The 25226-nt window shown below is 70.2% G+C and carries 22 protein-coding genes and 1 pseudogene; 12 read left to right on the forward strand and 11 right to left on the reverse strand.

Annotated elements, in window-relative coordinates; genetic code table 11:
- A pseudogene (locus ACVBEQ_RS05945) lies at positions 1-591 on the reverse strand (ATP-dependent DNA ligase); the annotation flags it as partial.
- 101 nt (positions 592-692) lie between these two features.
- A complete protein-coding gene (locus tag ACVBEQ_RS05950; protein WP_447155244.1) occupies positions 693-1208 on the reverse strand; it encodes a TetR/AcrR family transcriptional regulator in 516 nt (171 codons plus the stop codon).
- Between the two features lie 85 nt (positions 1209-1293).
- Here ACVBEQ_RS05950 and ACVBEQ_RS05955 point away from each other — a divergent pair, with 85 nt between their 5' ends.
- On the forward strand, positions 1294-1638 hold the full coding sequence (locus ACVBEQ_RS05955; protein WP_447155245.1) for a VOC family protein: 345 nt from the start codon (positions 1294-1296) through the stop codon (positions 1636-1638).
- A gap of 19 nt (positions 1639-1657) precedes the next feature.
- On the opposite strand, the gene ACVBEQ_RS05960 is transcribed toward ACVBEQ_RS05955, so the two are convergent.
- Together ACVBEQ_RS05960 and ACVBEQ_RS05965 are read right to left on the reverse strand one after the other, a co-directional pair.
- Positions 1658-2953, reverse strand: a complete 1296-nt coding sequence (locus tag ACVBEQ_RS05960) for a patatin-like phospholipase family protein (protein ID WP_447155246.1) — start codon at positions 2951-2953, stop codon at positions 1658-1660.
- A gap of 68 nt (positions 2954-3021) precedes the next feature.
- Positions 3022-4257: an MFS transporter gene (locus ACVBEQ_RS05965; RefSeq protein ID WP_447155247.1), complete on the reverse strand. Its 1236-nt coding sequence runs from the start codon at positions 4255-4257 to the stop codon at positions 3022-3024.
- Between the two features lie 175 nt (positions 4258-4432).
- On the opposite strand from ACVBEQ_RS05965, the gene ACVBEQ_RS05970 reads away from it, so the two are divergent.
- Positions 4433-5824 (forward strand): MFS transporter, encoded by a 1392-nt coding sequence (locus ACVBEQ_RS05970; RefSeq protein WP_447155323.1) that lies wholly within the window; start codon positions 4433-4435, stop codon positions 5822-5824.
- An 8-nt stretch (positions 5825-5832) separates the two neighbouring features.
- The gene (locus ACVBEQ_RS05975; protein WP_447155248.1) at positions 5833-6783 is read left to right on the forward strand and encodes a hypothetical protein; all 951 of its coding nucleotides are present in this window, start codon (positions 5833-5835) and stop codon (positions 6781-6783) included.
- On the opposite strand, the gene ACVBEQ_RS05980 is transcribed toward ACVBEQ_RS05975, so the two are convergent.
- Positions 6771-7580: a serine hydrolase domain-containing protein gene (locus tag ACVBEQ_RS05980; protein WP_447155249.1), complete on the reverse strand. Its 810-nt coding sequence runs from the start codon at positions 7578-7580 to the stop codon at positions 6771-6773. The genes ACVBEQ_RS05975 and ACVBEQ_RS05980 overlap by 13 nt on opposite strands.
- Before the next feature lie 27 nt (positions 7581-7607).
- Here ACVBEQ_RS05980 and ACVBEQ_RS05985 point away from each other — a divergent pair, with 27 nt between their 5' ends.
- The 6 genes from ACVBEQ_RS05985 (at position 7608) to ACVBEQ_RS06010 (ending at position 15243) form a co-directional block, all read left to right on the forward strand.
- Positions 7608-8453, forward strand: coding sequence for a lipoate--protein ligase family protein (locus ACVBEQ_RS05985; RefSeq protein ID WP_447155250.1), 846 nt, complete (start codon positions 7608-7610; stop codon positions 8451-8453).
- A gap of 47 nt (positions 8454-8500) precedes the next feature.
- The gene (locus ACVBEQ_RS05990; protein ID WP_447155324.1) at positions 8501-9967 is read left to right on the forward strand and encodes an SDR family NAD(P)-dependent oxidoreductase; all 1467 of its coding nucleotides are present in this window, start codon (positions 8501-8503) and stop codon (positions 9965-9967) included.
- 207 nt (positions 9968-10174) lie between these two features.
- A complete protein-coding gene (locus tag ACVBEQ_RS05995; protein WP_447155251.1) occupies positions 10175-11200 on the forward strand; it encodes a 3-oxoacyl-ACP synthase III in 1026 nt (341 codons plus the stop codon).
- 47 nt (positions 11201-11247) lie between these two features.
- A complete protein-coding gene (locus ACVBEQ_RS06000; RefSeq protein ID WP_447155252.1) occupies positions 11248-13893 on the forward strand; it encodes an alpha/beta fold hydrolase in 2646 nt (881 codons plus the stop codon).
- Positions 13894-13901: 8 nt separating this feature from the next.
- A complete protein-coding gene (locus ACVBEQ_RS06005) occupies positions 13902-14879 on the forward strand; it encodes an NAD-dependent epimerase/dehydratase family protein (protein ID WP_447155253.1) in 978 nt (325 codons plus the stop codon).
- 106 nt (positions 14880-14985) lie between these two features.
- Positions 14986-15243 carry a hypothetical protein gene (locus ACVBEQ_RS06010; RefSeq protein WP_447155254.1) on the forward strand — a complete coding sequence of 86 codons (258 nt, stop codon included), beginning with the start codon at positions 14986-14988 and terminating at the stop codon, positions 15241-15243.
- On the opposite strand, the gene ACVBEQ_RS06015 is transcribed toward ACVBEQ_RS06010, so the two are convergent.
- A complete protein-coding gene (locus ACVBEQ_RS06015) occupies positions 15244-17244 on the reverse strand; it encodes a GTP-binding protein (RefSeq protein WP_447155255.1) in 2001 nt (666 codons plus the stop codon).
- 253 nt (positions 17245-17497) lie between these two features.
- On the opposite strand from ACVBEQ_RS06015, the gene ACVBEQ_RS06020 reads away from it, so the two are divergent.
- The 3 genes from ACVBEQ_RS06020 to ACVBEQ_RS06030 all read left to right on the forward strand — a co-directional run bounded on the left by ACVBEQ_RS06020 (position 17498) and on the right by ACVBEQ_RS06030 (position 20390).
- Positions 17498-18616, forward strand: coding sequence for an LLM class flavin-dependent oxidoreductase (locus tag ACVBEQ_RS06020; protein ID WP_447155256.1), 1119 nt, complete (start codon positions 17498-17500; stop codon positions 18614-18616).
- The gene (locus ACVBEQ_RS06025; RefSeq protein WP_447155257.1) at positions 18613-19284 is read left to right on the forward strand and encodes an FMN reductase; all 672 of its coding nucleotides are present in this window, start codon (positions 18613-18615) and stop codon (positions 19282-19284) included. The genes ACVBEQ_RS06020 and ACVBEQ_RS06025 overlap by 4 nt, the downstream gene beginning before the upstream one ends.
- 110 nt (positions 19285-19394) lie before the next feature.
- Positions 19395-20390, forward strand: a complete 996-nt coding sequence (locus tag ACVBEQ_RS06030) for a metal ABC transporter solute-binding protein, Zn/Mn family (protein WP_447155258.1) — start codon at positions 19395-19397, stop codon at positions 20388-20390.
- A gap of 10 nt (positions 20391-20400) precedes the next feature.
- On the opposite strand, the gene ACVBEQ_RS06035 is transcribed toward ACVBEQ_RS06030, so the two are convergent.
- The 5 genes from ACVBEQ_RS06035 to ACVBEQ_RS06055 form a co-directional block, all read right to left on the reverse strand.
- The gene (locus ACVBEQ_RS06035; protein ID WP_447155325.1) at positions 20401-21600 is read right to left on the reverse strand and encodes an aminotransferase family protein; all 1200 of its coding nucleotides are present in this window, start codon (positions 21598-21600) and stop codon (positions 20401-20403) included.
- 137 nt (positions 21601-21737) lie between these two features.
- On the reverse strand, positions 21738-22754 hold the full coding sequence (locus ACVBEQ_RS06040) for a TerC family protein (protein ID WP_447155259.1): 1017 nt from the start codon (positions 22752-22754) through the stop codon (positions 21738-21740).
- Positions 22755-22917: 163 nt separating this feature from the next.
- Positions 22918-23610 carry a carbonic anhydrase gene (locus ACVBEQ_RS06045; protein WP_447155260.1) on the reverse strand — a complete coding sequence of 231 codons (693 nt, stop codon included), beginning with the start codon at positions 23608-23610 and terminating at the stop codon, positions 22918-22920.
- Between the two features lie 8 nt (positions 23611-23618).
- Positions 23619-24740 (reverse strand): baeRF3 domain-containing protein, encoded by a 1122-nt coding sequence (locus ACVBEQ_RS06050; protein ID WP_447155261.1) that lies wholly within the window; start codon positions 24738-24740, stop codon positions 23619-23621.
- A gap of 153 nt (positions 24741-24893) precedes the next feature.
- Positions 24894-25226 (reverse strand): helix-turn-helix transcriptional regulator, encoded by a 333-nt coding sequence (locus ACVBEQ_RS06055; RefSeq protein WP_447155262.1) that lies wholly within the window; start codon positions 25224-25226, stop codon positions 24894-24896.

The raw sequence follows: 25226 nt of genomic DNA on the forward strand, positions 1-25226 counted from the left end.
CACCGGCTGCCCGACTCTCAGCGAAACCGCCTGCAGGCCTTCACGTCCCGATGACGCGAGCACATCGGCAGCGGCCGAGGTTGACCCGAGCAGCATTGACGCCCGCTGCACGGCCTTCGCCGGCACCCCGAATGCCTCGGCCAGCCCGTCCTGAACGAGGGCATCCAGTGCGCCCTGCCGGATCTCGTCGAACACCAGGCCCCGCAGCAGCCGCTGCTCGTCCTCGGTCGCGCGGCCGAACAGCTCGCCGACAGCAGCCGCCCGCAGCACCGCTGAGCCCTGGCCGCCGATGGTCGCGATGTCCTGGAAGGCGGCATCGACGTCGTGCACCGTGAGCGATGCGGTCCCGGCGGGCGGCGGCAACGCGCTGAGCGATGCCCAGCCCACCCCGGTCCGCCGCTGTCGCAGACTGCCGGACAGGTAGGTGACGACGAGAAAGAGCTCGGACGGCTGCGCCGGTGCGGTCGTCCCGGGCTCTGCCGGCGGCGGCTCGGCCGACCGGAGGGCCGCGGCGATCAGTTTCCGCTTGGCCAGCCGGGAACGGGTGGCGGCGACATCGGCCGAGGTGACGGCGAGCTGGGCGAACAACACCCGCCCATGATGACCCGCCGCACCGACAACGGCCGGACAGCACCGGCGATCGCCGGCGGTCCGGGCCGGGCCGGGCCGATCCAGGCCGATCCGGGCCTGGACTACCGATCCGGTCGCAGCTGCACCGCCATCAGTGCCTGCCGCGCCTGTTCGGCGGGAACCCCGGCGGCCACGGCCAGCAGCGCGGCCCGCCACCCGGCGACCAGCACCTCGGCCACCGGGGGCGGGATGGGACGGCAGAGCAGGGCAAGGAAATCAACCAGCTGGTCATCCGTCGACCCGCCGGGTGGCTCGCCGAGCAGCCGGGGAACGTTCTGTCGCACCGCGAAGTCGAAGCCGACCAGCAGTGCGGCGCTCACGGCCTCGGACCGCCCGGTGGTTGCGCCCGCTGCACCCTCCATCCGATCCAGGACCCGACGCTCGACGTCGCCGCGGACGAACAGGTAGAGACCCAGCTTGCTCTGGAAGTGGTGGTAGAGAGCGCCTGTCGTCACGCCGGCCTTGGCGGCCAGATCGCCGACCGTCACCTCGTCGAAGGGCTGCTCCCCGAACGCCTGCACGGCGGTCAGGGCCAGGCGCCCCTTCGGTGATGTCGACACCGGAACCCACTCGCGCATGGGTACATAATGCCTTTACGCTGGACGCCTATTCAACTACGGCTGCCGGCCACGACACGGAAGGCGTTCCGATGAAGGTGCTGCGATGAAGCTCGAGTTCCTCTTCGCTCCCACGGCGGACCTGGGCGCCTCACTGGCGCTGTACCGGGACACCTTCGGGTGCGAGGAGATGTGGCGGGAGGGCGAGGCCACCGTAGCGCTGTCCATGCCTGGCACCGATGTACAGCTGATGCTCGACGCCAATGACCCGACCGCACCGCCCGGGCCGTTGTTCGTCGTCGAGAGCGTGCAGGCATTTCACGAGAAGCGACCCGGGACATTGCATGTCGTCGAGGAGCCGGCGGAGATCCCCGGCGGCTACCTGGCGACCTATCGGGACGCCGGTGGGATGACGATCTACGTGATGGACCAGACCACCGACGCGGAATAGGGCCGGCGCGCTCCGGCGGTCAGGCCCGCGGGCCCAGCGAGAAGCTCGTGACCTTGCCCTTGTCGAACCGCAACTCCGCGGTACCGACGACCCGGCCGCCGTCCTCACCGGCAGGTGTGCGAATCCGCCAGCGGACGTGGTCGCCGGCCAGTTGCTTGCGGGTCAGATCCACCTCGACGTCGGCGGCCAGCAGGTCGGTGGCGAATTGCCGGGCGGTGCGCAGCCCGATGATCGGCCCTCGCGGAGCGAACGGGGCCTCCGAACACAGCACCGTCGCGTCGGTGAAGTAGCTGACGATCGATTCGGGATCCCTTGTCAGCCAGGCCTGCTCGAATCCCAGAGCGGTGATGAAATCGGCGGTGCGCTGCTCGCCCTGGTCGATCAGCTCGTTGAGGAACACAGGATCACGGTTGATCTTCGACGCCGCGCCCATCATCAGCGACCGGGACGAGCGGTTCATCTGGATGATGCGGATGGTGATCGGCTTGTACTTGCCCGGTGCCAGCAGTTTTTCCTCGAGCATGGTGTCGATCGTCTCGATGAAGTGCAGCTCCTGGTAGAGCGACAGGTTGCCGGACAGCTCGTTGCGCCGGTCGGCGATCTCCACCACGGTCCGCGGTTCGCTGTCCGTCTGCTTGGCGTTGATCTGGATCACCCAGATCTCGTCCGGCGCCGTGTCGAGAAGCTCACGCACCGGCGGGTTCTGGGAGAACAGGCCGTCCCAGTACACGCCGCCTGCCTCGTGCACCGACCGGAAGAGATTGGGGATCGCCGCCGACGCCATCACCGCCTCCGGGGTGATCTCCGCGCGTCGGCTGTCGAACGCCTTGAAATCGCCGGACACCACGTCAACGGCGCCCAGCAGTAGTCGCGGCGCCTCGGGGTCGTCGGCGACGGCCTTCAGGGATCCGAAGTCCACGGATTTGCCTAGCAGGGCCTTCAACTGCGCGAACGCCAGATCCGATGCCGGGCTCTCGTACGGGCTGACGGCCGGGGTGGCCACGTAATTGGCCAGCTCGCTGACCCAGAGCGTCCAGGCGTTGAGCAGTTGCTCCGGGATCGAGGACGCCGAATTGTCGTCCCAGAACCGGCGGAGCAGCTCGCCGGCCCTGGTCGGTCGGCCATCGACGAGCGCGGACCACGCCAGCAGGGCGCAGACCGCGCCGCCCGATGTCCCGCTGAGTCCGACGATGCGATACCGGGCGAGCACGTCGTCGCTGAAGATACGACTGAGAACGCCTGCGGTGAAAGCGGTGTGGCTGCCGCCTCCCTGGCAGGCGATGGCGACCCTCGGCCTGGCGTCCTGAACGCTCATGTCACTCCTCACCGCCGGTGATCGTGAGCCACGCTGACAGCTGCGGCTCACCGCGAGGATACGGGTGGTCAATCCCGAATCGTCCTGGTTCCCCACCGCTGGCCGACGGTGCTGCACCCCGCGGCGAGGATGCACAGGACCGGAACGATCAGGAACGCGGACCGCACGCCGAGTTGGTCGGCCAGCGCGCCGAGCAGGAACGGCCCGAGGCCGGAGGCCAGCCCGACCCCGATGCTCATGACGGCAATCGCCTTGTCCGGCTGCCCGCCCGAAAGGGCCATGACCATGGCCGCGCCCAACGGGTACTGGCCGGCCACCCCGAGCCCGACGATCAGCAGACCGCCGACGGCCGCGACGGGGGACGTGAACAGCCAGACGATGAGCCAGCCGCCCGCCGTCACCCCGACGCTGACCAGGAACAGGACCAGCGAGGACCGGCGGGTGGCCAGCGCACCGACCAGCAGCCTGCCCAGCGCCATCCCGCCGACGACGGCGGACACGGCGCCGCTGGCCGTTCCGGGACTCATGCCCGTCCGGTCGGTGAGCAGGTCAGGTGTCCAGGTGACCATGCAGAACTCGATCGCGACCGAGCTGACGACCGCGGCGGCCGCCGGCCAGTACGCCCTGGGCAGGCCGCGGAAGGTGAAGCTCGCGGTGCCCACCGGCACCGCCGCATAGGCGGGCACCCGGCGCTGCCGGGTGACCAGGATCAGCGCGACAACGGCGAACGGGATGACCAGCACCATCGCCGCGCGCCAGGTCCAGCCGGCCGCGGTGGCAACTCCCACGGCCAGCGGGGTGATCAGACCGACCCCGGCCGCCGCCGCGTTGCCGGTACTGAGCAGCGATGGGCCGTAGACACCGTTGTGCGCCTGCAGAACGGTCGTCGAGGTGTTCACCGCGACCGCGCCACCGATGCCGATGACGATCATCGCCGGCAGGGTGACCGCGAGTTCGGCTCCGGACAGCAGAGATCCCGCGGTGAACAGCAACACTCCGATGGTCAACGCGGCGATCCCACGCTGCGCGACGCCGTACCGATGCCACCGGCGGGCGAGGTTGACCCCGGTGAAGCCCGCGATCACGACGCCGACCGCCAGCATCAGGCTGTGCAGGCCGGCGACCGCGCTGCTGGTTCCCAGTTCGTCGCGGAACAACGGGAGCGCGGGACCCAGCCCGTAGAGGAACCAGGTGTAGGTGCAGAGGGTCGCGAACGCGGCGAGTGAGGCCGCGTCGGGCTTGGCGCTCCGCGGGCCGGCCTCCTCGGACTGTTCGTCCTCGGACTGTTCGCCGATGGCGCTCACCGGTCGGCCGTCACGGCTGGAGCACAGCGGGAGGACTGAGCAGTGCGCACAGTAAAAGGCTGACAGATGTTTTCGCCGCCGGATGCCAGCGGTGGTTCCGCGGACCGCGGAATACCCCGGGCCGGATGCCGTTACGGTGACCAGAGACCGTTCCCGCGCCCGATTCGAGGTCTGTATGACGACGCCGGACCTACAGCCCGAATCCGTGCCCTCCGCCGGGCGGGCGGAGGGCACTGAGAAGCCCGCCGTGGCGCCGAAGTCCGGCCGCATCCATCCCGCCTGGATCGTGGCCGCGGTGTCGTTCATCGCGCTGATCGGGGCGGCGGGTTTCAGGTCCGCACCCGGGGTGCTGATCGTGCCGCTGCAGGACGAGTTCGGCTGGTCGCGCGGGCTGCTGTCGGTCGCGGTCGGGACCAACCTGGTCCTGTACGGGCTGACCGCCCCGTTCGCGGCGGCGCTGATGGACCGATTCGGTATCAGGACCGTCACCAGTTGTGCGCTGGTGATGGTCGCGCTCGGCTCCGGGCTCTCGGTGTTCGTGACCGCCGGGTGGCAGCTGGTGCTGCTGTGGGGCGTTTTGATTGGCCTCGGCACCGGCTCGATGGCGCTGGTGTTCGCGGCCACCATCGCCAACCGGTGGTTCGTCCGGCGGCGCGGGCTGGTGATGGGTGTGCTGACCGCGGCGGGGGCAACCGGCCAACTGGTCTTCCTGCCGCTGATGGCCTGGCTCGCCGAGGGCTACGGCTGGCGGGCCGCCTCGCTGATGGTCTCGGTGGCCGCGCTGGCCGTGGTGCCGCTGGTGCTGATCTTCGTGCGGAACTACCCGTCGGACCGCGGTGTGCTCCCCTACGGGGCGCCTGCGCTCGAGCCGTCGGCCGAGGTGAGCCCGGGCCATCTCGCGCGGGGTGACGACTTCGAGCTCGCCGTCCGGTCCGGCAGCGCCGTGAAGCGAACGTTACGCACCCTGGTGGAGGCCGCGCACACCCGCACGTTCTGGGCGCTGGTCGGCGGGTTCGCCATCTGCGGGGCCACCACCAATGGCTTGATCGGAACGCATTTCGTCCCGGCCGCCCACGACCACGGGATGCCGACCACCACCGCCGCCGGGCTGTTGGCCGTTGTCGGGATCTTCGACGTCGTGGGCACGATCGCCTCCGGGGCGCTGACCGACCGGATCAACCCGCGCATTCTGCTGGCGGTCTACTACGCGCTCCGCGGCGTCGGCCTGCTGATGCTGCCGTCCCTGCTGACCGACTCCGTGCACCCGAGCATGCTGGCCTTTGTCATCGTCTACGGGCTGGATTGGGTGGCCACGGTCCCGCCGACCGCGGCTCTGTGCAGGGAGGTGTTCGGCGAGTCGGGGACGATCGTCTTCGGCTGGGTGTTCGCCGCGCACCAGTTCGGCGCCGCCATCGCCTCCGTCGGGGCCGGCGTGATCCGTGACCTGACCAGTGACTACACCATGGCCTGGCTGGGCGCGGCCGGCCTCTGCGTGGTGGCCGCGTTCCTCTCGCTGGGGATCAGGCGGGTCCCGACTCTGTCCGAAGTCGGGCATCCAGGCGGATGATCTGACGGATGGACCGACGGGCAGCGGGCGCGGTGGTGCTGATCGCCGCCGTGCTGGTCGCCCTGGCCATCCCGACCGTGACCGGTCGTCGCATCGCCGGATCCGCCGCACGGCTGTCGACGGCGGATGCGCCCGAGCTCGGCCAGTGCCTGTCTGCCGCTCCCGAACCGACCCTCGCGTACGGCCGGGTGACGGCGTTCGCCGCGCCGGCCGGTCCCTGCGGGGCCGCCAATTACGGCGAGATGGTTTTCGTGGCACCGGATTTCAGGGCTTTCCCGTCGACCATGGTCTTCGATCGGACGTCGTTCGTCGATCCGGGTGACTGCGATCCACCTGCCCGCGAGTACCTCGGCTGGGAACCCGCGGGTTCGTCCGGCAGCGCGGGGCCGACGGACACAGCACGCGCATTGGCCGACTGGCGTCCGGTCCTGACCCAGACACTGGTGCTGATCGGCCCCGACAAGGCTCAGTTCCTCGCGGGCCAACGCTGGATCGGCTGCGCGATGCTGCCCAGGAAGGCCCCCTATTCCGGATCGCTGAGGACCGGTGCCGCGTCCGGGGCCTTCCCGGCAGCGGATGCCTACGGGTCTTGCCGGGCGCAGCCGTCCGCTGCCGGGCGGCGGGAGCTGCCGTGCTCCGTGGCGCACGACGCCGAGATCTTCGGCTGGTCGGCAACCAGCGGGTGGGGTGCGCCGACCGGCGGTTCTGCCGAGCCTGGTCCTGCGGAGCCCGGCCCCGCTGCGTCGGACGAGGAGTCGATCATGGCGTCCTGCCGGGCGCTGGTGACGGCGGTGACCGGGATGATCGATCCGAGTGCGGGCGGATCACTGCGGGTCGTGGTGGAGACCGACCGGGCTTCGGAGGCGGCCGGCAGTGGGAGGGCGACGTGCCTGGTCGAGGTGGTGGCCGACAGCAGGCTCGGCGGCGGGCTGACCTGGATCAGGCCTCAGGGCCGGTAGGCCTCGAGCACCGCGGCGGAGAGCCGCGGCCAGCGATCGGCGGCCCACGGTCCGAACGGGGTGTCGGACACCGAGACGCAGGCGAGTCCGGCGTCCGGGTCGACCCAGAGGAAGGTCCCGGCCTGGCCGAAGTGCCCGAATGTGCGCGGTGAATTGCCCGGTGCTGTCCAATGCGGGGACTTCCCGTCGCGGATCTCGCAGCCCAGCCCCCAGTCGTTGTGCTCCTGCCTCCCGAAGCCGGGCAACACGCCGCGCAGCCCGGGAAAGGCAACAGTCGAGGCCAGCGACACCACTTCGGGGAGGAGCAGTGTCGGTACCAGGAGGGCATGCGCGAGGGCGGCGAGGTCAATGATCGGTCCCCGCGCGCCGTGCGCCGGGTCGCCCTGCAGTTCCGTCCCGTCCATGCTCAGCAGGTCCAGCACCCGGTCGGCCAGTTCGTCGGCGAACGGGCGACCGGTCCGATCCGCGAGATGCTCCGCCGCCAGGTCGATCCCGCGGTTCGAGTACGAACGTTTGGCGCCCGGACGGCCGATGACCAGGTCCTCGTCCAGAGCCAGCCCCGACGTGTGGGACAACAGGTGGCGCAGCGTCGCACCGGGCGGGCCGACCTCGTCGTCCAGGCTGACGACACCCTCGATGGTCGCGTCCAGCACCGTGAGCGCGGTCAGCACCTTCGTCACCGACGCCCACGGGTGGGACTTGCCGTCGTCGGCGATGTCCAGCACACCGGTCGGGCCGACCACCGCGACGTCGGCGTATCCGACCGGCCAGTCGGCGATCTCGGCGCGCAAATCCATGGTTGGGAGTGTGCCAGCATCGCTGTCGTGCCCGACACCGACACCGACACCGACACTGTGCTGGGCCACCCGCCGCAGACCATCAGGCTGATCGACGAGACGGGCGGGCGGGCCGATGGCGATCGGGATCCCGTTCTCGACGTGGCGCTCGGCGCCTTCCTGCTCCAGCAGGTCGGCGCGGGCGGATCGGAACTGCTGCGGGTGTACCGGCCCAGGCCGACGCTGGCGTTCAGTGGTCGGGACTGTGTGTCCCCGGGCATCGGCGCCGCGGCCGCGGCCGCGGTCGCCGCCGGGTTCGCCCCGGTGCGCCGGGGTCCCGGTGGCCGCGCGGCCGCGTACCACCCGGGGACCGTCTGCCTTGATCACATCGGCCCGATCGCCACCGACCCGACCCGTCCCGGCAGTGGCCCGGACGTCGACCAGATCCGGCCGCGGTTCACCTTGTTCGCCGATGTGCTGACCGGTGCGCTCCGCTCGCTGGGAGTGGATGCGCAACTCGGTCCGGTGCCGGGCGAGTACTGCCGGGGCGAGTTCAGCATCAACGACGGACGCGGTCACAAACTGGTGGGCACCGCGCAACGACTGGTCCGTGGCGCGTGGCTGTTCGGCACCGTCATCGTCGTCGAGGACGCCGATACCGTGCGCTCGGTGCTCGAGGAGGTGTACCGGGCTCTCGAACTGGACTGGGATCCGGCGTCGGTCGGTGCGGTGCGTGATGTCGCCCCCGACGTGGGGCCGGCCGAGGTGGTGGCCGCGGTCGTCGACGCCTACCGGCAGATCGGCGAGTTGATCCCGGCAGACCTGCCGGCGGGCGCGCTCGACATCGCCACCGGCAGGCGTGACCTGCACCTCGTGACGGGCTCCGGCCGCTGACGAACCGGCTTCTCGGGCAAAGCGGGGCATTCGGCGCACCTATCGTCATACCCGTGACGCAGACAGCACCCCACGGAATCGACACCGACGACCTCGCGACCTGCTTGCGGGTGATCGCCGCGACCGAGCAGCTTCCTCCCGAGCACCCCGACGCCGTCGCGGTGCGGCGGGCGACCGCGGGAATCTTCAAGGCCGTCAAGCAGGCCCGCAGGGTGCAACGGCGCGACGCGGTCAGCACTGCCGACCAGGCGGTGGTGGCTGCGACCGCAACAGGTTCCCCTGGCCGGATCGATGACGAGACCGAGGGCATCCCGCTGGTGTCCACCGCGGTGGGCGCGCTCGCCGGCACGTTCACCCGACCGCGGCCGTGCTACATCTGCAAGAAGGACTACGTGCAGGTCGACGCGTTCTATCACCAGCTCTGCCCTGCCTGCGCGGCAGTCAACCACCAGCACCGCAACGCCCGCACCGACCTGACCGGACGCCGCGCGCTGCTCACCGGCGGCCGGGCCAAGATCGGCATGTACATCGCGCTGCGGCTGCTCCGCGACGGCGCGCACACCACCATCACCACCCGGTTCCCGACCGACGCCGTGCGCCGCTTCACCGCCCTCCCGGACAGTGCGGACTGGCTGCACCGGCTGCGCGTCGTCGGGATTGACCTGCGCGATCCCGCTCAGGTGGTGGCACTGGCCGACGCCGTCGCGGAGGCCGGTCCGCTGGACATCCTGATCAACAACGCAGCACAGACGGTCCGCCGGTCACCCGGTGCGTACGCGCCGCTGGTCGCGGCCGAATCGGATACGTTGCCGGACGGGCCGCTGCCCGAACTGCTCACCTTCGATCACATTTCCGACGCGCACCCGCTCGCCCTGGCCGGTTCGCTGTCCGAGCACCCGCTGCCGCACCTGCCGGCGGGGCGGACCGGCGCGGAGATCTCCCGGTTGGCCCTGCTCGCCGGGTCCGCGTCCACTGAGCTGGTCGCCGCCGGCCGTGCGATCGACGCGGGCGGGCTGGTGCCGGACCGCGGCCGGAACAACAGCTGGACCCAGCGGGTCGACGAGGTCGACGCACTGGAGATGCTCGAGGTGCAGCTGTGCAACACCACGGCACCGTTCGTGTTGATCAGCAGGTTGCGGTCCGCGATGGCGGCCAGCCCGGCCCGCCGGAAGTACGTGGTGAACGTCTCAGCGATGGAAGGTGTGTTCAGCCGCGGCTACAAAGGCCCGGGCCACCCGCACACGAACATGGCCAAGGCCGCACTCAACATGCTGACCCGGACGAGCGCCGCCGAGATGCTCGGCGACCGGATCCTGATGACCGCGGTGGACACCGGCTGGATCACCGACGAACGCCCGCACGAGACGAAGGTGCGGCTCGCGCGTGAGGGTTTCCACGCCCCGCTGGACTTGGTGGACGGCGCGGCGCGGGTCTACGACCCGATCGTGCAGGGCGAGAACGGCGTCGATCTGACCGGGGTCTTTCTCAAGGACTACCGGGGGGCCGCGTGGTGACCGGGTGGTCGGCACCGGCCCCTCGGGTGCCTCCTGCGGCGGGTCGTCGGAGCCTGACCGCCGCGTCCACCGGACGGAGCCGGTCCGCCGTTGCATTATCGTGATCTCTGGGTACAGCTCCGTCCTGACGTAAGACGGCTTCCGGACACACCCGCGTGATCCTGCCGCCGGCGGGTTCACACCCGTCTGATCGCCGAAAGGGTCCGTATGGGCGGCAATGCCATTCACCGTTTCCACAACACCTCTGTGCTGGCCGTCTGTGCCATCGACGCCCCCGAGGTCGTCACCTCGGCCGAGATGGACGACCGGCTCGGCGAGGTGTACGCGAGGGTAGGTCTGCGGCCCGGGATGATGCAGCGTCTGGCAGGCATCCACGAGCGGCGCTGGTGGAATCGCGGAACGACGTTCGCCGACGGCGCGGCCATGGCCGGCGCGAAGGCGATGGCCGAGGCGGGCGTGCAGCCGGGCGACATCGGCCTGCTGGTGAACACCTCGGTGAGCCGCGCGCACCTGGAGCCGTCGACCGCCGTGGCGGTGCACAACGCGCTGGGTCTGCCCAGCTCCTGCCAGAACTTCGACGTGACGAACGCCTGCCTCGGATTCGTCAACGGGATGCAGCTCGCCGCCGCCATGCTGGAATCCGGGCAGATCGACTACGCGCTCGTCGTCAACGGCGAGGACGCCCGCGGGATCCACAACGCGACCATCGGCCGCCTGCAGAACGGCAGCGGTGACGCCAAGGACGTCTTCGCTCAGTTCGCTTCGCTGACCCTGGGATCCGGCGCCGCCGCCATGGTGCTCGGACGCAGCGACAAGCACCCGGAAGGGCACCGCTTCCTGGGCGGCGCGACCAGGGCCGGCAGCGAGCACCACCTGCTCTGCGTCGGCGACATGGACTACATGCATACCGACAGCACCGGGCTGATGAACGCCGGGCTCGAGCTGTCCCGTGAGCTGTGGGCGGAGTCTGCGGCCGAGTTCGGCTGGCACGACGGCATCAGCCGGTACGTGATGCACCAGGTCAGCTCGGTGCACACCAGGGCGATTTCGTCGGCGCTGGACATCGACCTGGACCGGGTGCCGCTGACGTTCCCGCAGCGCGGCAACCTGGGGCCGGCGGCGATCCCGTTCACCCTTGCCGGCATCGCGGGCGAACTCTCGCAGGGCGACCGGGTGCTGCTGATGGGTATCGGCTCCGGTCTGAACGCCTCGATCTCTGAACTCGTCTGGTGACCGGGGTTCTTTCACAGCGTCCCTTCGGCTCCGCAACGGGGTCGCCGGTGCGCCCGGCCACGCTGCCGCCTGCCGGCCTCCCCGGGCTGGATCCCGCGTGGTCGCGGCTGGTGGAGGTGGTGGACGCCGACGGGGCGACCCGCACGTTCCATGTGCTGGATTCCTGGCCGGAGTCGGCCGGCGGGTCCGGGGAGCAGCCGGTGGGCACGCTGCTGTGTGTGCACGGCAACCCGACCTGGAGCTACCTGTGGCGCCGGCTCGTGGCGTCGCCGCCGCCGGGGTGGCGGGTCATCGCGCCCGATCAGCTCGGGATGGGTTACTCCGAGCGAATCGGCACCCCGCGGGTGCTGGCGCAACGGGTCGACGACCTCGGCCGGCTGACCGAGGCACTGGGCGTGACCGGGCCGGTCGTCACGGTGGCGCACGACTGGGGCGGCATCATCTCGATGGGCTGGGCCGTCGGCCACCGCAACCAGCTCGCCGGGGTGGTGCTGACGAACACCGCCGTGCATCAGCCGGAGTCGTCGGCGGGTCCCGTGCTGATTCGGCTGGCGCATGTCCCGGTGATCAACCGGGTCGCGTGCCGGTTGGCCCCGATCTTCGTGCGGGCCACCACGTCGCTGACCTGGCCGCGGCTCCCGAGGGACGTTCGCAACGCCTTCGCGGCGCCGTACCGCTCGGTGGGACTGCGTGCCCCGGTGGGCGATTTCGTGGCCGACATTCCTTTCGCTTCAGATCATCCCAGCAGGCCGACACTCGATCTGATCGCCGAGGCGATGCCGACGCTCGAGGTGCCGGCGCTGCTGCTCTGGGGGCCACGCGATCCGGTCTTCCTCGAGGAGCACCTGCGGGACCTGCAGCAGCGGCTGCCCACCGCGAAGCTGCACCGGTACGAACACGCGAGCCACCTGCTGCCCGAGGACGCCCCCGGCTACGCCGACGCCGTTCGTGCCTTCGTGGCCGATCTGGATGCGCAGCCGGCCTCCACGGGGCGTCACCGTGCGGCCGAGGATCGGTCCGGCCCGAACGCGTCGCCGGACCCTGGCGCATCGGTCCGGCCGTCGGTCTTCGCCCAACTCATCGCCCGGGCCGACGACCACACCCCCGCGGTCGTCGAGGTCGGCGGTGCGACCATCAGCTGGGCCGACCTGCATCGCCGGGTCCGGGACACCGGGGCCGGACTGCGGACGGCCGGGGTGCTGCCGGGACACCGGGTGGCGCTGCTGGTCCCGCCCTCGATCGAACTCACTGTCGCGCTGTACGCGGTCTGGCAGGCCGGCGGCGTGATCGTCGTGGTGGACCGCGGTCTCGGCCTGCGGGGCATGGCGAGGGCGCTGCGCAGCGCAAAGATCGACCACGTCATCGCCGACCTGCCCGGGTTGCTGGCCGCCGGGCCGATGCGGGTGCCGGGGACCAGGATCGCGAGCCGCCCGTTGCCTTCCGCGGTGCGCCGGGTCACCGGCGTCCGGCACTCGCTGCCCGATCTCGAGGCTGTCGGGCAGCGCGCTGTGGCCCCCGGGCTCGGGGCCGGTGACGGTCACGGTGACGAGACCGCCGAGGCAGCAGTGGTTTTCACCTCCGGAGCGACCGGACCGGCGAAGGGCGTGCTGTACCGGCACCGCCAGTTGCGGGCCCAGCTGGCCGTCATCGCCGGCACCTACGACCTCGGCCCGCGGGACCGGATGGTCGCCGCGTTCGCCCCGTTCGCGCTGTACGGACCCGCGCTGGGCGTGCCGTCCGCCGTCCCTGCGACCGACGTGACGAAGCCGGGGACACTCACCGCGGCGGCGCTCGGTGACGCCGCGGCGGCGGTCAATGCGACCGTGGTGTTCGCCTCCCCGGCGGCGCTGGCCAATGTGCTCGCCACCGCGGACGGCCTGTCCGCGGCCCAGCGCTCGGCCCTCGGCGACGTGCGGCTGCTGATGAGTGCCGGGGCGCCCGTCCCGGCCGCGCTGCTCCGCGGGCTGCAGGCGGTGCTGCCGAACGCCGCCATGCACACCCCGTACGGGATGACCGAAGGCCTTCCGCTGACGGACATCTCGCTGCCGCAGATCGCCGACGCCGGCACCGGTGACGGCGTCTGTGTCGGACGTCCGCTGCCGGGCGTCCGGGTGCTGATCGGCCCGTTCGACGAGGCCGGCGTCCCAGGCGTGGATCTCACCGACACGCCCTGTGTGAGCGGCGAGATCTGGGTCATCGCTGCTCATCTCAAGGATCGCTACGACACCTTGTGGATGACCGACCAGCGCGCCGCCGCCCATCCGGGCTGGCATCGCACGGGCGACGTCGGGATGCTGGATGAGCGGGGACGGCTCTGGGTGCAGGGCCGGACGGTGCACGTCATCAGCGGTCCCGACGGCCCGGTGACGCCGGTCGGTGTCGAGCAGCGGGTCCAGCGTGCGCTCGGCGGAGTGCAACCCGTCGCGGCCGCGGCCGGCCGGCCGGCGGTGGCCGCAGTGGGTGTCGGTCCGGCGGGCACGCAGCAACTCGTGCTGGTCCTGGCGGGCTCCGGCGGCCCGCTGGCGTCGCCGGAACTGGCCGCGACCGCCCGTGGCGCGGCGGGTCTGCCGGTCGCGGCCGTCCTGATCAAGGACGCCCTGCCGGTGGACATCAGGCACAACTCCAAGATCGACCGGGTAGCGCTCGCCGACTGGGCCACCGACGTTCTGGCCGGGCGGTCACGCCGCGGATGAAGGTCCTGGTGACCGGCGCCAGCGGGATGACGGGCAGGGCGGTGGCGACCGCGCTGCTGGACCGCGGTGACAGCGTCACGGTGCTGCAGCGCAGGCCGGCCGGCATCGACACCCGCGAGGTGCTCGGCGATGTCGCGGACACCGAGCTGGTTCGGGCCGCGGTGCGCGGCCACGATGCCGTGCTGCACCTGGCCGCGAAGGTCGACGTCGTCGGTCCCTGGGAGCAGTACGAGCACGCCAACGTCGCCGGAACCCGCTCCGTCGTCGAGGCGTGCCGGGCGGGCGGTGTGCCCCGGCTGGTGTTCGTGTCCTCGCCCTCGGTGGCGCACGCCGGGGAACCGCTGATCGGCGCCGGTGCGGGCGCGGCAGACCCCACCGGTGCCCGGTCGTTCTATTCACGGTCCAAGGCCATCGCGGAGCGGCATGCGCTCGCCGCGGACGACCCGGAGCTCGCGGTGCTGGCCGTCCGACCGCACCTGATCTGGGGTCCCGGGGACACCCAGCTGGTCGGTCCGATCGTCGCGCGCGGGCGTGCGGGCCGGTTGCCGCTGATCGCGGGTGGTACCGCGCTGATCGACACCACGTACGTGGACAACGCTGTCGACGCGCTCGTCGCCGCGGTCGATGCCTGCGGGCCGGCGCACGGCGAGGCCCTGGTGATCTCCAACGGCGAACCGCGGCCGGTGGCGGAGATCCTGGGCGAGGTCTGCGCGGCGGCCGGCGTGCCCGGTCCGCGACGGCGGATCCCGCTGCCGGTAGCGGTCGCCGCCGGCTCCGCGGTGGAGACCGCCTGGCGGCTGGCCAGGCGCCCCGGAGTTCCGCCCATCAGCCGGTTCCTGGCCGAGCAACTCGGCACCGCGCACTGGTTCGACCAGCGGCGGACCAGGTCGGTGCTGGGCTGGACGCCCAGGGTGTCGCTGGACGCCGGGTTCGCCCTGCTGCGGGAGTCGTTCGGGTTCCCGGGCCGCGACCCGGCCGGCCGCTGAACTTCCCTTACTGTTCATTCTCAAACCGCCATTGTTGGCGGATGGCGGCGCTTTTCGTCCCAATTGCACGGATGCTCGCAGCGAAGGCCGCGCGTATGTTGGTGGAATGCAAGAATCCGATATCCGCTGGAATGAACCCGCCCGCGCCAAGATCCTGGACGACTCCGATCGGGTGCTGCGAGAAGCTGTGCTGGACCTGGGTAAGTCGATGAGTGGAGAATCCTCCGACGCCGTCTACGCAGAGCTGTACAAGCGGTTGGAGGGACGGTTCATCGATTTCGAGCCGGGACCCGACATTCGGAAGTATGCGGATGCGATCGTCAATGGCGAATTCAGCAGAGGGTCCGACGGCTCGGACAATTAGTTACAGCCCGCGCAGCACCGCCATCAGGTATTGCCTGCGGTGCAACGGGTCCGGCCCGGTCCGTGCCCTGGCCGGAGCGCGTCCGGCCACCGGCCGGTAGGAATCAAATGAGGTCTCGAGTAGGGCCTCCCCGCGGGTGAGTTCCGGTAGCGCCTGATACATCCCGTGGACCGCGGCGGCGGGGATGACCCCCGAGATGCGGTAGCCCGCCCGGTCCGGCGTCGGCTGCTGCGGAATGCCGCCCAGCTTCGTCAGCACCGGCAGGACCGTGCCGTAGGTGTCCGCCGGGATCTCGAGCCGGAATTGGTGCAGCGGTTCGTGAACCGCGGTGCCGGCAGCCTTGAGTGCCGACATCAGCACCAGCGGTGTCAAGCCGCGGAAATCGGCACCGGTACTGGACATGCTCTTGTCGAAATTCGCGTGCATGGCGCTCTGTCGCGGCGCGTATTTGCCGTGCGTCATGGTCACCACGCAGTCCGGCACGTCCCATCCGCGCAGTCCCTGCCGCAGCGTCTCCCGGACAGTTGCCTCGACCGCGGTGAGGAACGCGAGCGGCATCGACCCGAGCTCGATCTCCAGTCGAAAGTCGATGCCGGCACCGGGCGGCGCCGGCTCCGCCCGCAACCCGATCGTCGCCAGGAAGGGGTTGCCGTCGGCGTAGATGTGCTCGACCGCCGACCCTGTGCCTGTGAGCCGCTCGATGCAGACGGTCGTGCTGGTGGTGAAGCCGACCTCGATGCCGCGCTCCAGCAGCGTCGCCTCGAGCACCTCCTTCTGCACCTCGCCGTACAGCGACACCACCAGTTCTCCGGCGGCGTTGGATCGCAGCCCGATCAGCGGGTCGGCTTCCGCGAGTTCGGTGAGCGCGGTGTGCAGTGCGCGGCCATCGGATCCCGGGCCCGGCGTCACCACCGTTTCAAGCGTCGGAGGGGAGAAGTGCCAGGTCGACCCTGGGCGCCGACCGTCACCGGGCACGGCACCGAACACGTCGCCGATGCGGGCCTCGCCCAGCCCCGTCACCGTGCCGATCTCGCCCGCCAGCAGGACATCGCGGCGAACGAACCCGCCGGGCGCCGACGCCCGGATCGCCGTCACCTTCGCCTCGTTCCGGCCGCACAGGGTGACCCGGTCCCTCGTTCTGAGAACGCCGGCCCGCATGCGCAGATAACTGACCTTCTCGCCGGCCGGGCCGCGGTCGATCTTGAAGATCGTCGCGGACGGCCGCTCCGCCGATGCGCTGTCCAGGTCCGGTGAATCGGCCACTGGCAGCAACTCGATGGCACCGGCCATCAACTCGGCGACGCCGGCACCGGTGATCGCGGAGCCGAAGAACACCGGGCGCACCAGCGCCTGCTCAGTCTGCGCGCCGATCTCGGCCCGCAGCCGGGGCGTGGACAGCGCTCCCGCGGAGACGTATTGCTCCAACAATCGGTCGTCGTTTCCGGCGAGAACCTCCAGAGCGGAGGCGGCGAAACGGGCTTCGTCCAGCGCTCCGCTGACGTCGGCGGTTCGGCTGCCGATACTGGACACCCGCTGCACGGCGATCATGCCGCCGCCGAGTCGGTCGTCCAGTTCGCTCAGCAGTTCGCCCTCACGCGCCCCGGCACGGTCGATCTTGTTCACATAGACGATCGTCGGGAGGTGCAGTCGTTGCAGCGCCCGCATCAGCACCCTGGTCTGCGCCTGCACTCCCTCGACCGCGGACACCACCAGGACGACGCCGTCAAGGACGTCCAGCACCCGCTCCACCTCGGCGATGAAGTCGGGGTGGCCGGGGGTGTCCACCAGGTTCACGGTGACGCCGTCGACGACGAAGGTCGCAACAGCCGTCTTGATGGTGATGCCGCGCCGGCGCTCCAACGCCAATGTGTCCGTCTGGGTGCTGCCGGCGTCGACACTGCCGATCTCGTCCAGAACGCCGGCTTCGAACAGCAGCCGTTCCGTCAGGCTTGTCTTACCGGCGTCGACATGGGCCAGTATTCCCAGGTTGAGCGTGCGCATGCAGCATCGAGTCCTCGCGACAAATGGTGTGAGAGGCGGACATCGATGCAGCTCGCACGGTGGAACTCCTGTCGCTCGGTGGGATGTGAGACCCAACGGCACCAGACGGAGCCGGGGTGGGGCAACTGATTAAACGAGGGCGCAGGAGCCTGATCCATGCGCGGGAATGGAACCTGACCCCGTGCCGTTACAGCGGGCAGAACCGGTTGAACGTTCAACAACCGGGAACGACATCGACACCGAGGAGCACGCCATGCAGTTCGGAATCTTCACCGTCGGCGACGTCACCACCGATCCCACGACCGGCAGGACCCCGTCAGAGGCGGAGCGCATCAAGGCGATGGTCACCATCGCTCAGAAGGCCGAAGAGGTCGGGCTCGACGTCTTTGCGACAGGGGAGCACCACAACGAGCCGTTCGTGCCGTCCTCACCCACCACCATGCTGGGTTACATCGCAGCCAAGACCGACAAGCTGATGCTGTCGACGTCCACGACGCTGATCACCACCAACGACCCGGTGAAGCTCGCCGAGGACTACGCGATGCTGCAGCACCTCGCCGACGGCCGGGTCGACCTGATGATGGGCCGTGGCAACACCGGCCCGGTGTACCCGTGGTTCGGGAAGGACATCACCAAGGGCATCGAGCTGGCCGTGGAGAACTACGACCTGCTGCGCAGGCTCTGGCGGGAGGATGTCGTCGACTGGCAGGGCACATTCCGTACCCCGTTGCGTGGCTTCACCTCGACCCCGCGGCCGCTGGACGGTGTGCCGCCGTTCGTCTGGCACGGCTCCATCCGCAGCCCGGAGATCGCCGAGCAGGCCGCGTACTACGGCGACGGCTTCTTCGCCAACCACATCTTCTGGCCCAAGGCGCACTTCCAGCGGCTGATCGAGCTCTACCGCACGCGTTTCGAGCACTACGGGCACGGCAGCGCCGACCAGGCGATCGTCGGTCTCGGCGGGCAGGTCTTCATGCGGAAGAACTCCCAGGACGCCGTCAAGGAATTCCGTCCGTACTTCGATCATGCCCCGGTGTACGGCTACGGTCCGTCCCTCGAGGACTTCACCGAGATGACGCCGCTGACGGTCGGCAGCCCGGCCGAGGTGATCGAGAAGACACTGAAGTTCCGCGACTATTTCGGCGACTACCAACGCCAGCTGTTCCTGATGGACCACGCGGGCCTGCCGTTGAAGACGGTCCTCGAGCAGCTGGACCTGCTGGGCGAGGAGGTCGTCCCGACGCTGCGCAGGGAGTTCGACGCACTGCGCCCGGCGCATGTCCCGGAGGCGCCCACGCACGAGAGTCTCAAGGCCGCGGCCGCCGATGCTGCTGCAGTGTCGCCGTTGTCGCCGGCAGGTGATCGGGCATGAGGACCTTCACCGTCGTCGTCCTGTCGGCCGGGCTCGGCCGGCCGTCATCGACCAGGATGCTGGCCGACCAACTCGCCGACGCGACGAAGCGGAGCGTCGTCGAGCGGGGCGACCGGGTCGAGCTGATCCCGGTGGAGCTGCGCGAACTGGCCCACGACATCACCGACAACCTGCTGACCGGGTTTCCGAGCCTGCCGCTGCGGACCGCGTTGGACGCGGTCAGCTCGGCAGACGCGGTGATCGCCGTGACCCCGGTCTTCAGCGCCTCCTACAGCGGGCTGTTCAAGTCGTTCTTCGACGTGCTCGATCCGGCGGCGCTGGACGGCACCCCGGTGCTGATCGCCGCGACCGGTGGATCGGCCCGGCATTCGCTGGTGCTCGACCATGCCCTGCGGCCGCTGTTCGGCTACCTGCGGGCCGGCGTGGTGCCGACGGCCGTCTTCGCAGCGACCGCCGATTTCGGTGCCGACGAATCGGGTCGGTCGCTGACCGACAGGGTCGATCGGGCCGGTCGGGAGCTCGGCGCGACCCTGGCCGCCGGCGCCTGGAGCCCGTCCACCACAACGGCTGTTGCCGACGACGTGGCGGCGACGCCCAGGCGGCAGGGCCGGGACGCCGATCCGTTCGAGCGGCTGGTGCCCTTCGAGCAGTTGCTCGCCCGGCGCTGAGTTCCACCCGCTGACCCGAGCGCTGTTCGGTGGCCGTTCGCACTGCTGGATGGGGAGCCTCTAGACTACCGCCAGTGATAATCAGAATCAACAGCAGTAGGAGAATGCGGATGAGAACTAGGCTCAGGGCGTCACTGATCGCGGTGGCCGCGGTCGCGGGAATGGCGTTGACGGCGTGCGGCTCCGACGCACCGGCCGCCGGCGGTGCAGGTGGCAGCGCGGACGGCGCGAGCCCCGTGCCCGTGGTCACCTCGACCAACGTCTGGGGTGACGTCGTCGAGCAGGTCGGCGGCGATCAGGTGTCCGTCACCGCACTGGTGAGCGATCCGGCCGCCGACCCACACTCCTTCGAACCGACGGCGCAGGCGCAGTTGGCAGTCTCGAAGGCGGGTCTGGTCGTCACAAACGGCGGCGGATACGACGACTGGGCCACCACCATGGTCGACGCTTCCAACGCCGGTGTGCCGGTCATCGACGCGGTGGCGGTGTCCGGTAAGGATCATCAGGACGACGGCACCACCGCCTCGTCGCAGGCCCCCGGTTCGGACGCCGCGTCGACGTCGGAGGATGAAGAGCACGGCGAGCTGAACGAACACGTCTGGTACGACCTGCCGTCGGTCGCCGCTGTGGCCGAGCAGGTCTCGGCGGAACTGACCGCGATCAGGCCGGACAAGGCAACGTACTTCCAGGAGAACACCGCCGCCTTCACCGGCAAGCTCGACGGGCTCGCCGAGAAGATCGGCGCGATCAAGGCCGCGCATGGCGGCACACCGGTCGCGATCACCGAACCGGTACCGCTCTACCTGACCGAGGCCGCCGGCCTGCCGAACAAGACTCCGGACCAGTTCAGCGAGGCCATCGAGCAGGGCACCGACGTCCCCCCGCTCGTGCTGGCCGACACGGTCGCCCTCGTGCAGGGCAAGCAGGTCGCCGCGCTGATCTACAACGAGCAGACCTCGTCACCGGAGACGCAGGAGGTGCAATCCGCGGCGCAGGCGGCCGGGGTTGCCGTCGTGCCCGTCACCGAGACCCTGCCCGCGGGCACGGACTTCGTCAGCTGGATGGACGGCACCATCACCGCACTGGCGGACGCGCTCGGGTCCTGATCGGCCCCGATCAGCCCAGGGCAGCCCGGATGCCCGCGGCCAGTTCCTCGACCTGGTCGTCGGTCATGACGAAGGCGGGGGAGATCTGGATGCCGCCGGCACCGACCGCCCGGGTCGCGATGCCATGGCTGCGCAGCGACTTGGCGAACCCCAGTGCCGCCCCGGCGTCCACCAGCTGGACTGCGGCCACCGCGCCGGTCCCGCTGCGCACCTCGGCCACCGCGGGGTGATCGGCCAGTCCGGCGAGCGAGGCGTGCAGGGTCTTTTCCAGCCGTCCCGCGGCCGCCAGCAGGTTCTCCCGCTCGATGATGTCGAGATTGGCCAGCGCGGCGGCCGCGGCGGCCGCGTGGCCGCCGTAGGTGTATCCGTGGCGCCACCAGACCCCGGCCGACGGGTCGAAGAACGGCTCGGCAAGGTGCGGGGCGACGAACACGGCGCCCATCGGCACGTAGCCGGAGGTCAGGCCCTTCGCCGTCGTCATCATGTCCGGCTCCAGTCCGAACTTGGTGGAGGCGAACCACTCGTCACCGATCCGGCCGAACCCGGTGATGACCTCATCGGCCACGAAAAGGATGTCGTTGTCGCGGCAGATCTGCCGGACCTCGGCCAGGTACCCCTCGGGCGGCGGGTAGACGCCGCCGGCGCCGATCACCGGCTCGCAGAAGAATGCGGCGATGCGATCGGCGCCGACGTTCTCGATGGTCTCCAGCAGGCTCTTGCCGGAGTTCCACTCCACGGCCCGCACGTCCGCCATCAGCTCGCCGTACCCGTCGTGGTTGCCCGGGATGCCGGCGAGCGCTGTGCCGGCGACATGCATTCCGTGGTAGGCCTTCTCGCGACCAATGACGATCTTCTTGTTGGGGTGACCGGTCTCCAGCCAGTACCGGCGGGCCAGTTTGACGGCGGTCTCCACCGAGTCGGACCCGCCCGAGGTGAAGAAGATCTTGCTGCCGGGCACCGGCGCGATCCCGGCCAGCCGGTCGGCCAGCGCCACAGTGGTGTCCACCGTGTAGTCGCCGAAGGTCGAGTAGGCGGCGATCCGGCCGATCTGTGCTGCGACTGCGTCGGCGATCTCGGTGCGGCCGTGCCCGACGTTGGTGAACCACAGACCGGCGGTGGCATCGAGGTAACGCCGCCCGCCGTCATCCCAGATATGGGCACCCTCCCCGCGGGTGACGACGAATTCGCCGTTGGTGCGCACCGCGCCCATGTCGGCGAAGCCGTGCCACAGGGACTGCTCGGTGTGCGTCGTCTGCACGCTCACGAAAGGTCACTTCCTCACTCGGTCCGGCCCGTCAGCTCCGGCGTTGACCGTACGCGGCGCGCAGCGACCGGCGGAGCGGTGGGCTATCGCCTGCTGCGCCGGCGCCACACCGGCTCCACCTCAGCGGCCTCGGCGTCGGTCGCGGTACGGAACGGCGGGTCGAGCGGCGCGGGAGGGGCAAGGCGGCCGCTGCCGCGGGTGGCGACGAGGCTCGCGGCCACCGAGCCGCCGATCAGGACGGCGATGACCGCCAGCGAGATCGGTGTCGGGATGTACAGCACGTCCACCTTCAGCAGCATCTTGATGCCGACCCAGATCATCACCAGGGCAAGACCGATCTTCAGGTAGACGAAGCGGTGGATCAGGTCCGCGAGCAGGAAGTACATCGCCCGCAATCCCAGAACGGCGAACGCGTTGGCGGTGAAGACCAGGAACGCCTCGTCGGTGACCGCGAAGATCGCCGGGATGGAGTCCACGGCGAAGACGATGTCCGTGACCTCGATCAGCACCAGCACCGCCAGCAACGGCGTCGCCATCAGCACTTCCGCGCGGCGGACGAAGAACCGCTGCCCGTAATAGGTCTCGGACATCGGCACATAGCGCCGGAAGAGCCGGAGCGCCCGGGACGACCCCGGGTCGAGGTGCTCGTTGCGGCTCCTGATCATCCGGTACCCCGTGTACAGCAGGAAGGCGGCGAAGATGTACAGCACCCAGCTGAAGCTGGCGATCAGCACCGACCCGGCCGCGATGAAAGCGCCGCGGAAGACCAGGGCGCCGAGCACGCCGAGGAACAGCACCCGGTGCTGGAGCTCGCGGGGGACCGCGAAGTAGCTCAGGATGATGGCCCAGACGAACACGTTGTCGACGGCCAGCGACTTCTCGATCAGGTAGCCGGCGAAGTACTGCTGGCCGAACTCGGCACCCCACCACCACCAGACGACGGCACCGAAGGCCACCCCGAGGCCGACCCAGACAGCCGACCACGCGGCGGCTTCGCGCACGCCGATCACATGCGCCCTGCGGTGCGCGAAAAGATCCACCGCCAGCATCGCGACGATGACGCCGATGACGGCGAACCATACCCATGTAGCTACGTCCACAGCGGGAACCACCTTCCGGTCGATCGGTCAACCGAAGGTCTCTCCCGGCCCGGTGAAGGGCCCGTACCGCCGGGCTCGGTGAGCCGTGTATGACGACGGAACGCGTAGGGGTACTCCCCTTCATTTTGCAATGCCTGCGGGATCTTTTGGCAGGCAGTGTCTCTCAGTTTTCCTTGCTCACCAGCCGCACCCGGCCATCGGCCAGCCGGTAGGTCGCACCCAGCACCAGGCACGTCCGGTTCCGGACCGCCCCGGCAAGGATGCTGGAGCGTTCGAGCAGCAACCTGACGGTGCCCCGGACGTGCTCGGCCTCGATGTAGTCCATCGGAGTCCGGGTTCCATCAGCGTCCGGTGGGTACTGGGCACGTTGCACCGCAAGCACACTCGGCGTGATCCGCTCGGTCACATCCCTGATGTATCCGGGCGGCACCGCTCCGGTGCGGACGGAGTCAGCGGCAGCGGCGACCGCACCGCAGCTGTCGTGGCCGAGCACGACGATCAGGCCGATCCGCAGCGCGTGGACGCCGAACTCCATCGACCCGAGGACACCGGCGTCCACCACGTGGCCGGCCGTGCGGATGACGAAAAGATCGCCAAGGCCCTGGTCGAAGACGATCTCCGCGGCGACCCGCGAGTCGCTGCAGCCGAAGACGATCGCGAAAGGGCGCTGACCATCGCTGATCTCGGCCCGCCTGGCCGCGTCCTGCCCGGGATGCAGCGGCTCGCCGGCGACGAACCGACCGTTGCCGTTGAGCAGTTCCTGCCAGGCCAGGTCGGGTGCGGGCTGAGCGTCCCCGGTCGGTCGCCGGGCCGGCGCCACCGGTGTGGGGGCGGCGTCATGGGGGGTGGGTGCCATCGGCGGTCCTAACGCTGCGGGCGAACGGTGAGCGCGATCCGGTCGTATCCGGCGAGGGCGCCGTCGGTGGTGAGCGCCACCCATGCGCCGCGCTGCAGAGCGAGCTCGATCAACTCGTCGACGGCATCGTCGATGACGTCGGGTGCTCCGATATCCGTTGCGGGCTCGATGAAGTCGCCGTCCTCGCTGAGCCGGGCAGGGTAGAACAGGCTCTCCTCGACGGCCAGCATCTCGGGCCGTTCGTGGCGGGCGGCAAGCCACGCCGCGGGCAGGCCGGTGACCACCTTGCCCGCCCGATCGCGGGCCGCGAGGTGGCGGAGCGCCTCCTCCTGGCGGGAGTGCAGGTAGGAATCCAGGACCGGCTGCAGGCGGCGTGCCAACTCGGCCAGCGGCGCCCGGGCCAGGTTGCCGCCGATCGTGCCGGCCAGCCGGCCGGTGTTCCGGGACAGCCCGGTGAAGGCGGTCAGCACCCGGTCCGGGCCGATCAGGATCAGCGGTGCCGGGCGCAATCGGAGGTAGACGCCCAGCGCGGTGTCGACCCGCCGGAGAAAAGCGGTGCTCACCCCGCCGGACTGCTTGCTGGCATGTTCCATCGGAAAGGCGTCGGTCGTGGCCGGGCGCAGGACGCCCGCTCCACCGTCGAACAAACGAGCCTGACCCGCGTTGAAAACCAGCACGACATGGCGGGGCGTGCGGTGCAGCGCCCGGACGAGGTCGCGGGTGGCGAACGTGGTGTCGACCACCACCCGATCCCTGACCTGCACCGGCAGCGGGACGACCTCGACATGGTCGGCCTTCGCCAGCACGGCGACGGCAGCGCTCGACGGCGACGAGATCGCCTGCTCGACCGCGGTTGTCAACAAGGCCTGGACCGCTGCGATGGCGCGGGGGTTCTCGCTGCGCCGGAGCCGGTCGATTGCTTCACCGGCCATGGCGCGGAGCCGGACGGCGTCGGTCGGCGTCATCCGCGGGGCCGGGACGGTGGTGAGCAGCAGGGAGATGGCCGGGTAGCCCTTGAACGCCTGCAGGGCGATCACCTGGTCGACCGTCGGGCCGGGAAGGAGGGCGCCGGGAAGGAGGGCGCCCGGAAGGAGGGCGCCGGGAAGTGCGGGGGAGGGTGCTGCGGACATCGAGTTCCTCTCGGCTGAGCCGGCGAGGTCTTCCCCGGGCCTCTCGGCCCCTACGCGCCGGGCTCCTGCGGAGGAACCGTGATGACGACGCGCCGTATGTGGGGTACTCCCCTCAACCTACGACTCCAGATTACCGAAATAGACTTCGTATGTCTACGCCTCGGGACGAATCGGCACAAGCAGGGCGAGGAGTTCGTCGAGGTCGTGGCCGGCGTTGAGCGGGTGACGCAGGGGGCGGTGCGACTCGATGGTGTAGCTGTTCCGCCGGCCATGGCGCGTGCGGACGAGGTAGCCGGCGACGACCAGGTCGCTGACGATGCTCTGCGCCGCGCGCTCGGTGATCCCCACCCGGGCCGCGGCGTCCCGCAGGGTGATGTCCCGGTTCCTGGCGATGGTGAGAAGGACGTGGGCGTGATTGGTCAGGAAGGTCCACCCGGTCGGCGCCGGCGCGTCCGGTGACGGTGCGCCCGTGTCAGCTGTCGCCAT

Source organism: Nakamurella sp. GG22 (assembly GCF_052976845.2).

Coding starts and splice junctions, on each gene's coding strand:
- ACVBEQ_RS05950 (WP_447155244.1), bottom strand. CDS start 1,208: ATGCGCGAGTGGGTTCCGGTGTCGACATCACCGAAGGGGCGCCTGGCC.
- ACVBEQ_RS05955 (WP_447155245.1), top strand. CDS start 1,294: ATGAAGCTCGAGTTCCTCTTCGCTCCCACGGCGGACCTGGGCGCCTCA.
- ACVBEQ_RS05960 (WP_447155246.1), bottom strand. CDS start 2,953: ATGAGCGTTCAGGACGCCAGGCCGAGGGTCGCCATCGCCTGCCAGGGA.
- ACVBEQ_RS05970 (WP_447155323.1), top strand. CDS start 4,433: ATGACGACGCCGGACCTACAGCCCGAATCCGTGCCCTCCGCCGGGCGG.
- ACVBEQ_RS05975 (WP_447155248.1), top strand. CDS start 5,833: ATGGACCGACGGGCAGCGGGCGCGGTGGTGCTGATCGCCGCCGTGCTG.
- ACVBEQ_RS05980 (WP_447155249.1), bottom strand. CDS start 7,580: ATGGATTTGCGCGCCGAGATCGCCGACTGGCCGGTCGGATACGCCGAC.
- ACVBEQ_RS05995 (WP_447155251.1), top strand. CDS start 10,175: ATGGGCGGCAATGCCATTCACCGTTTCCACAACACCTCTGTGCTGGCC.
- ACVBEQ_RS06010 (WP_447155254.1), top strand. CDS start 14,986: ATGCAAGAATCCGATATCCGCTGGAATGAACCCGCCCGCGCCAAGATC.
- ACVBEQ_RS06015 (WP_447155255.1), bottom strand. CDS start 17,244: ATGCGCACGCTCAACCTGGGAATACTGGCCCATGTCGACGCCGGTAAG.
- ACVBEQ_RS06020 (WP_447155256.1), top strand. CDS start 17,498: ATGCAGTTCGGAATCTTCACCGTCGGCGACGTCACCACCGATCCCACG.
- ACVBEQ_RS06025 (WP_447155257.1), top strand. CDS start 18,613: ATGAGGACCTTCACCGTCGTCGTCCTGTCGGCCGGGCTCGGCCGGCCG.
- ACVBEQ_RS06030 (WP_447155258.1), top strand. CDS start 19,395: ATGAGAACTAGGCTCAGGGCGTCACTGATCGCGGTGGCCGCGGTCGCG.
- ACVBEQ_RS06035 (WP_447155325.1), bottom strand. CDS start 21,600: ATGGGCGCGGTGCGCACCAACGGCGAATTCGTCGTCACCCGCGGGGAG.
- ACVBEQ_RS06045 (WP_447155260.1), bottom strand. CDS start 23,610: ATGGCACCCACCCCCCATGACGCCGCCCCCACACCGGTGGCGCCGGCC.
- ACVBEQ_RS06050 (WP_447155261.1), bottom strand. CDS start 24,740: ATGTCCGCAGCACCCTCCCCCGCACTTCCCGGCGCCCTCCTTCCGGGC.
- ACVBEQ_RS06055 (WP_447155262.1), bottom strand. CDS start 25,226: ATGGCGACAGCTGACACGGGCGCACCGTCACCGGACGCGCCGGCGCCG.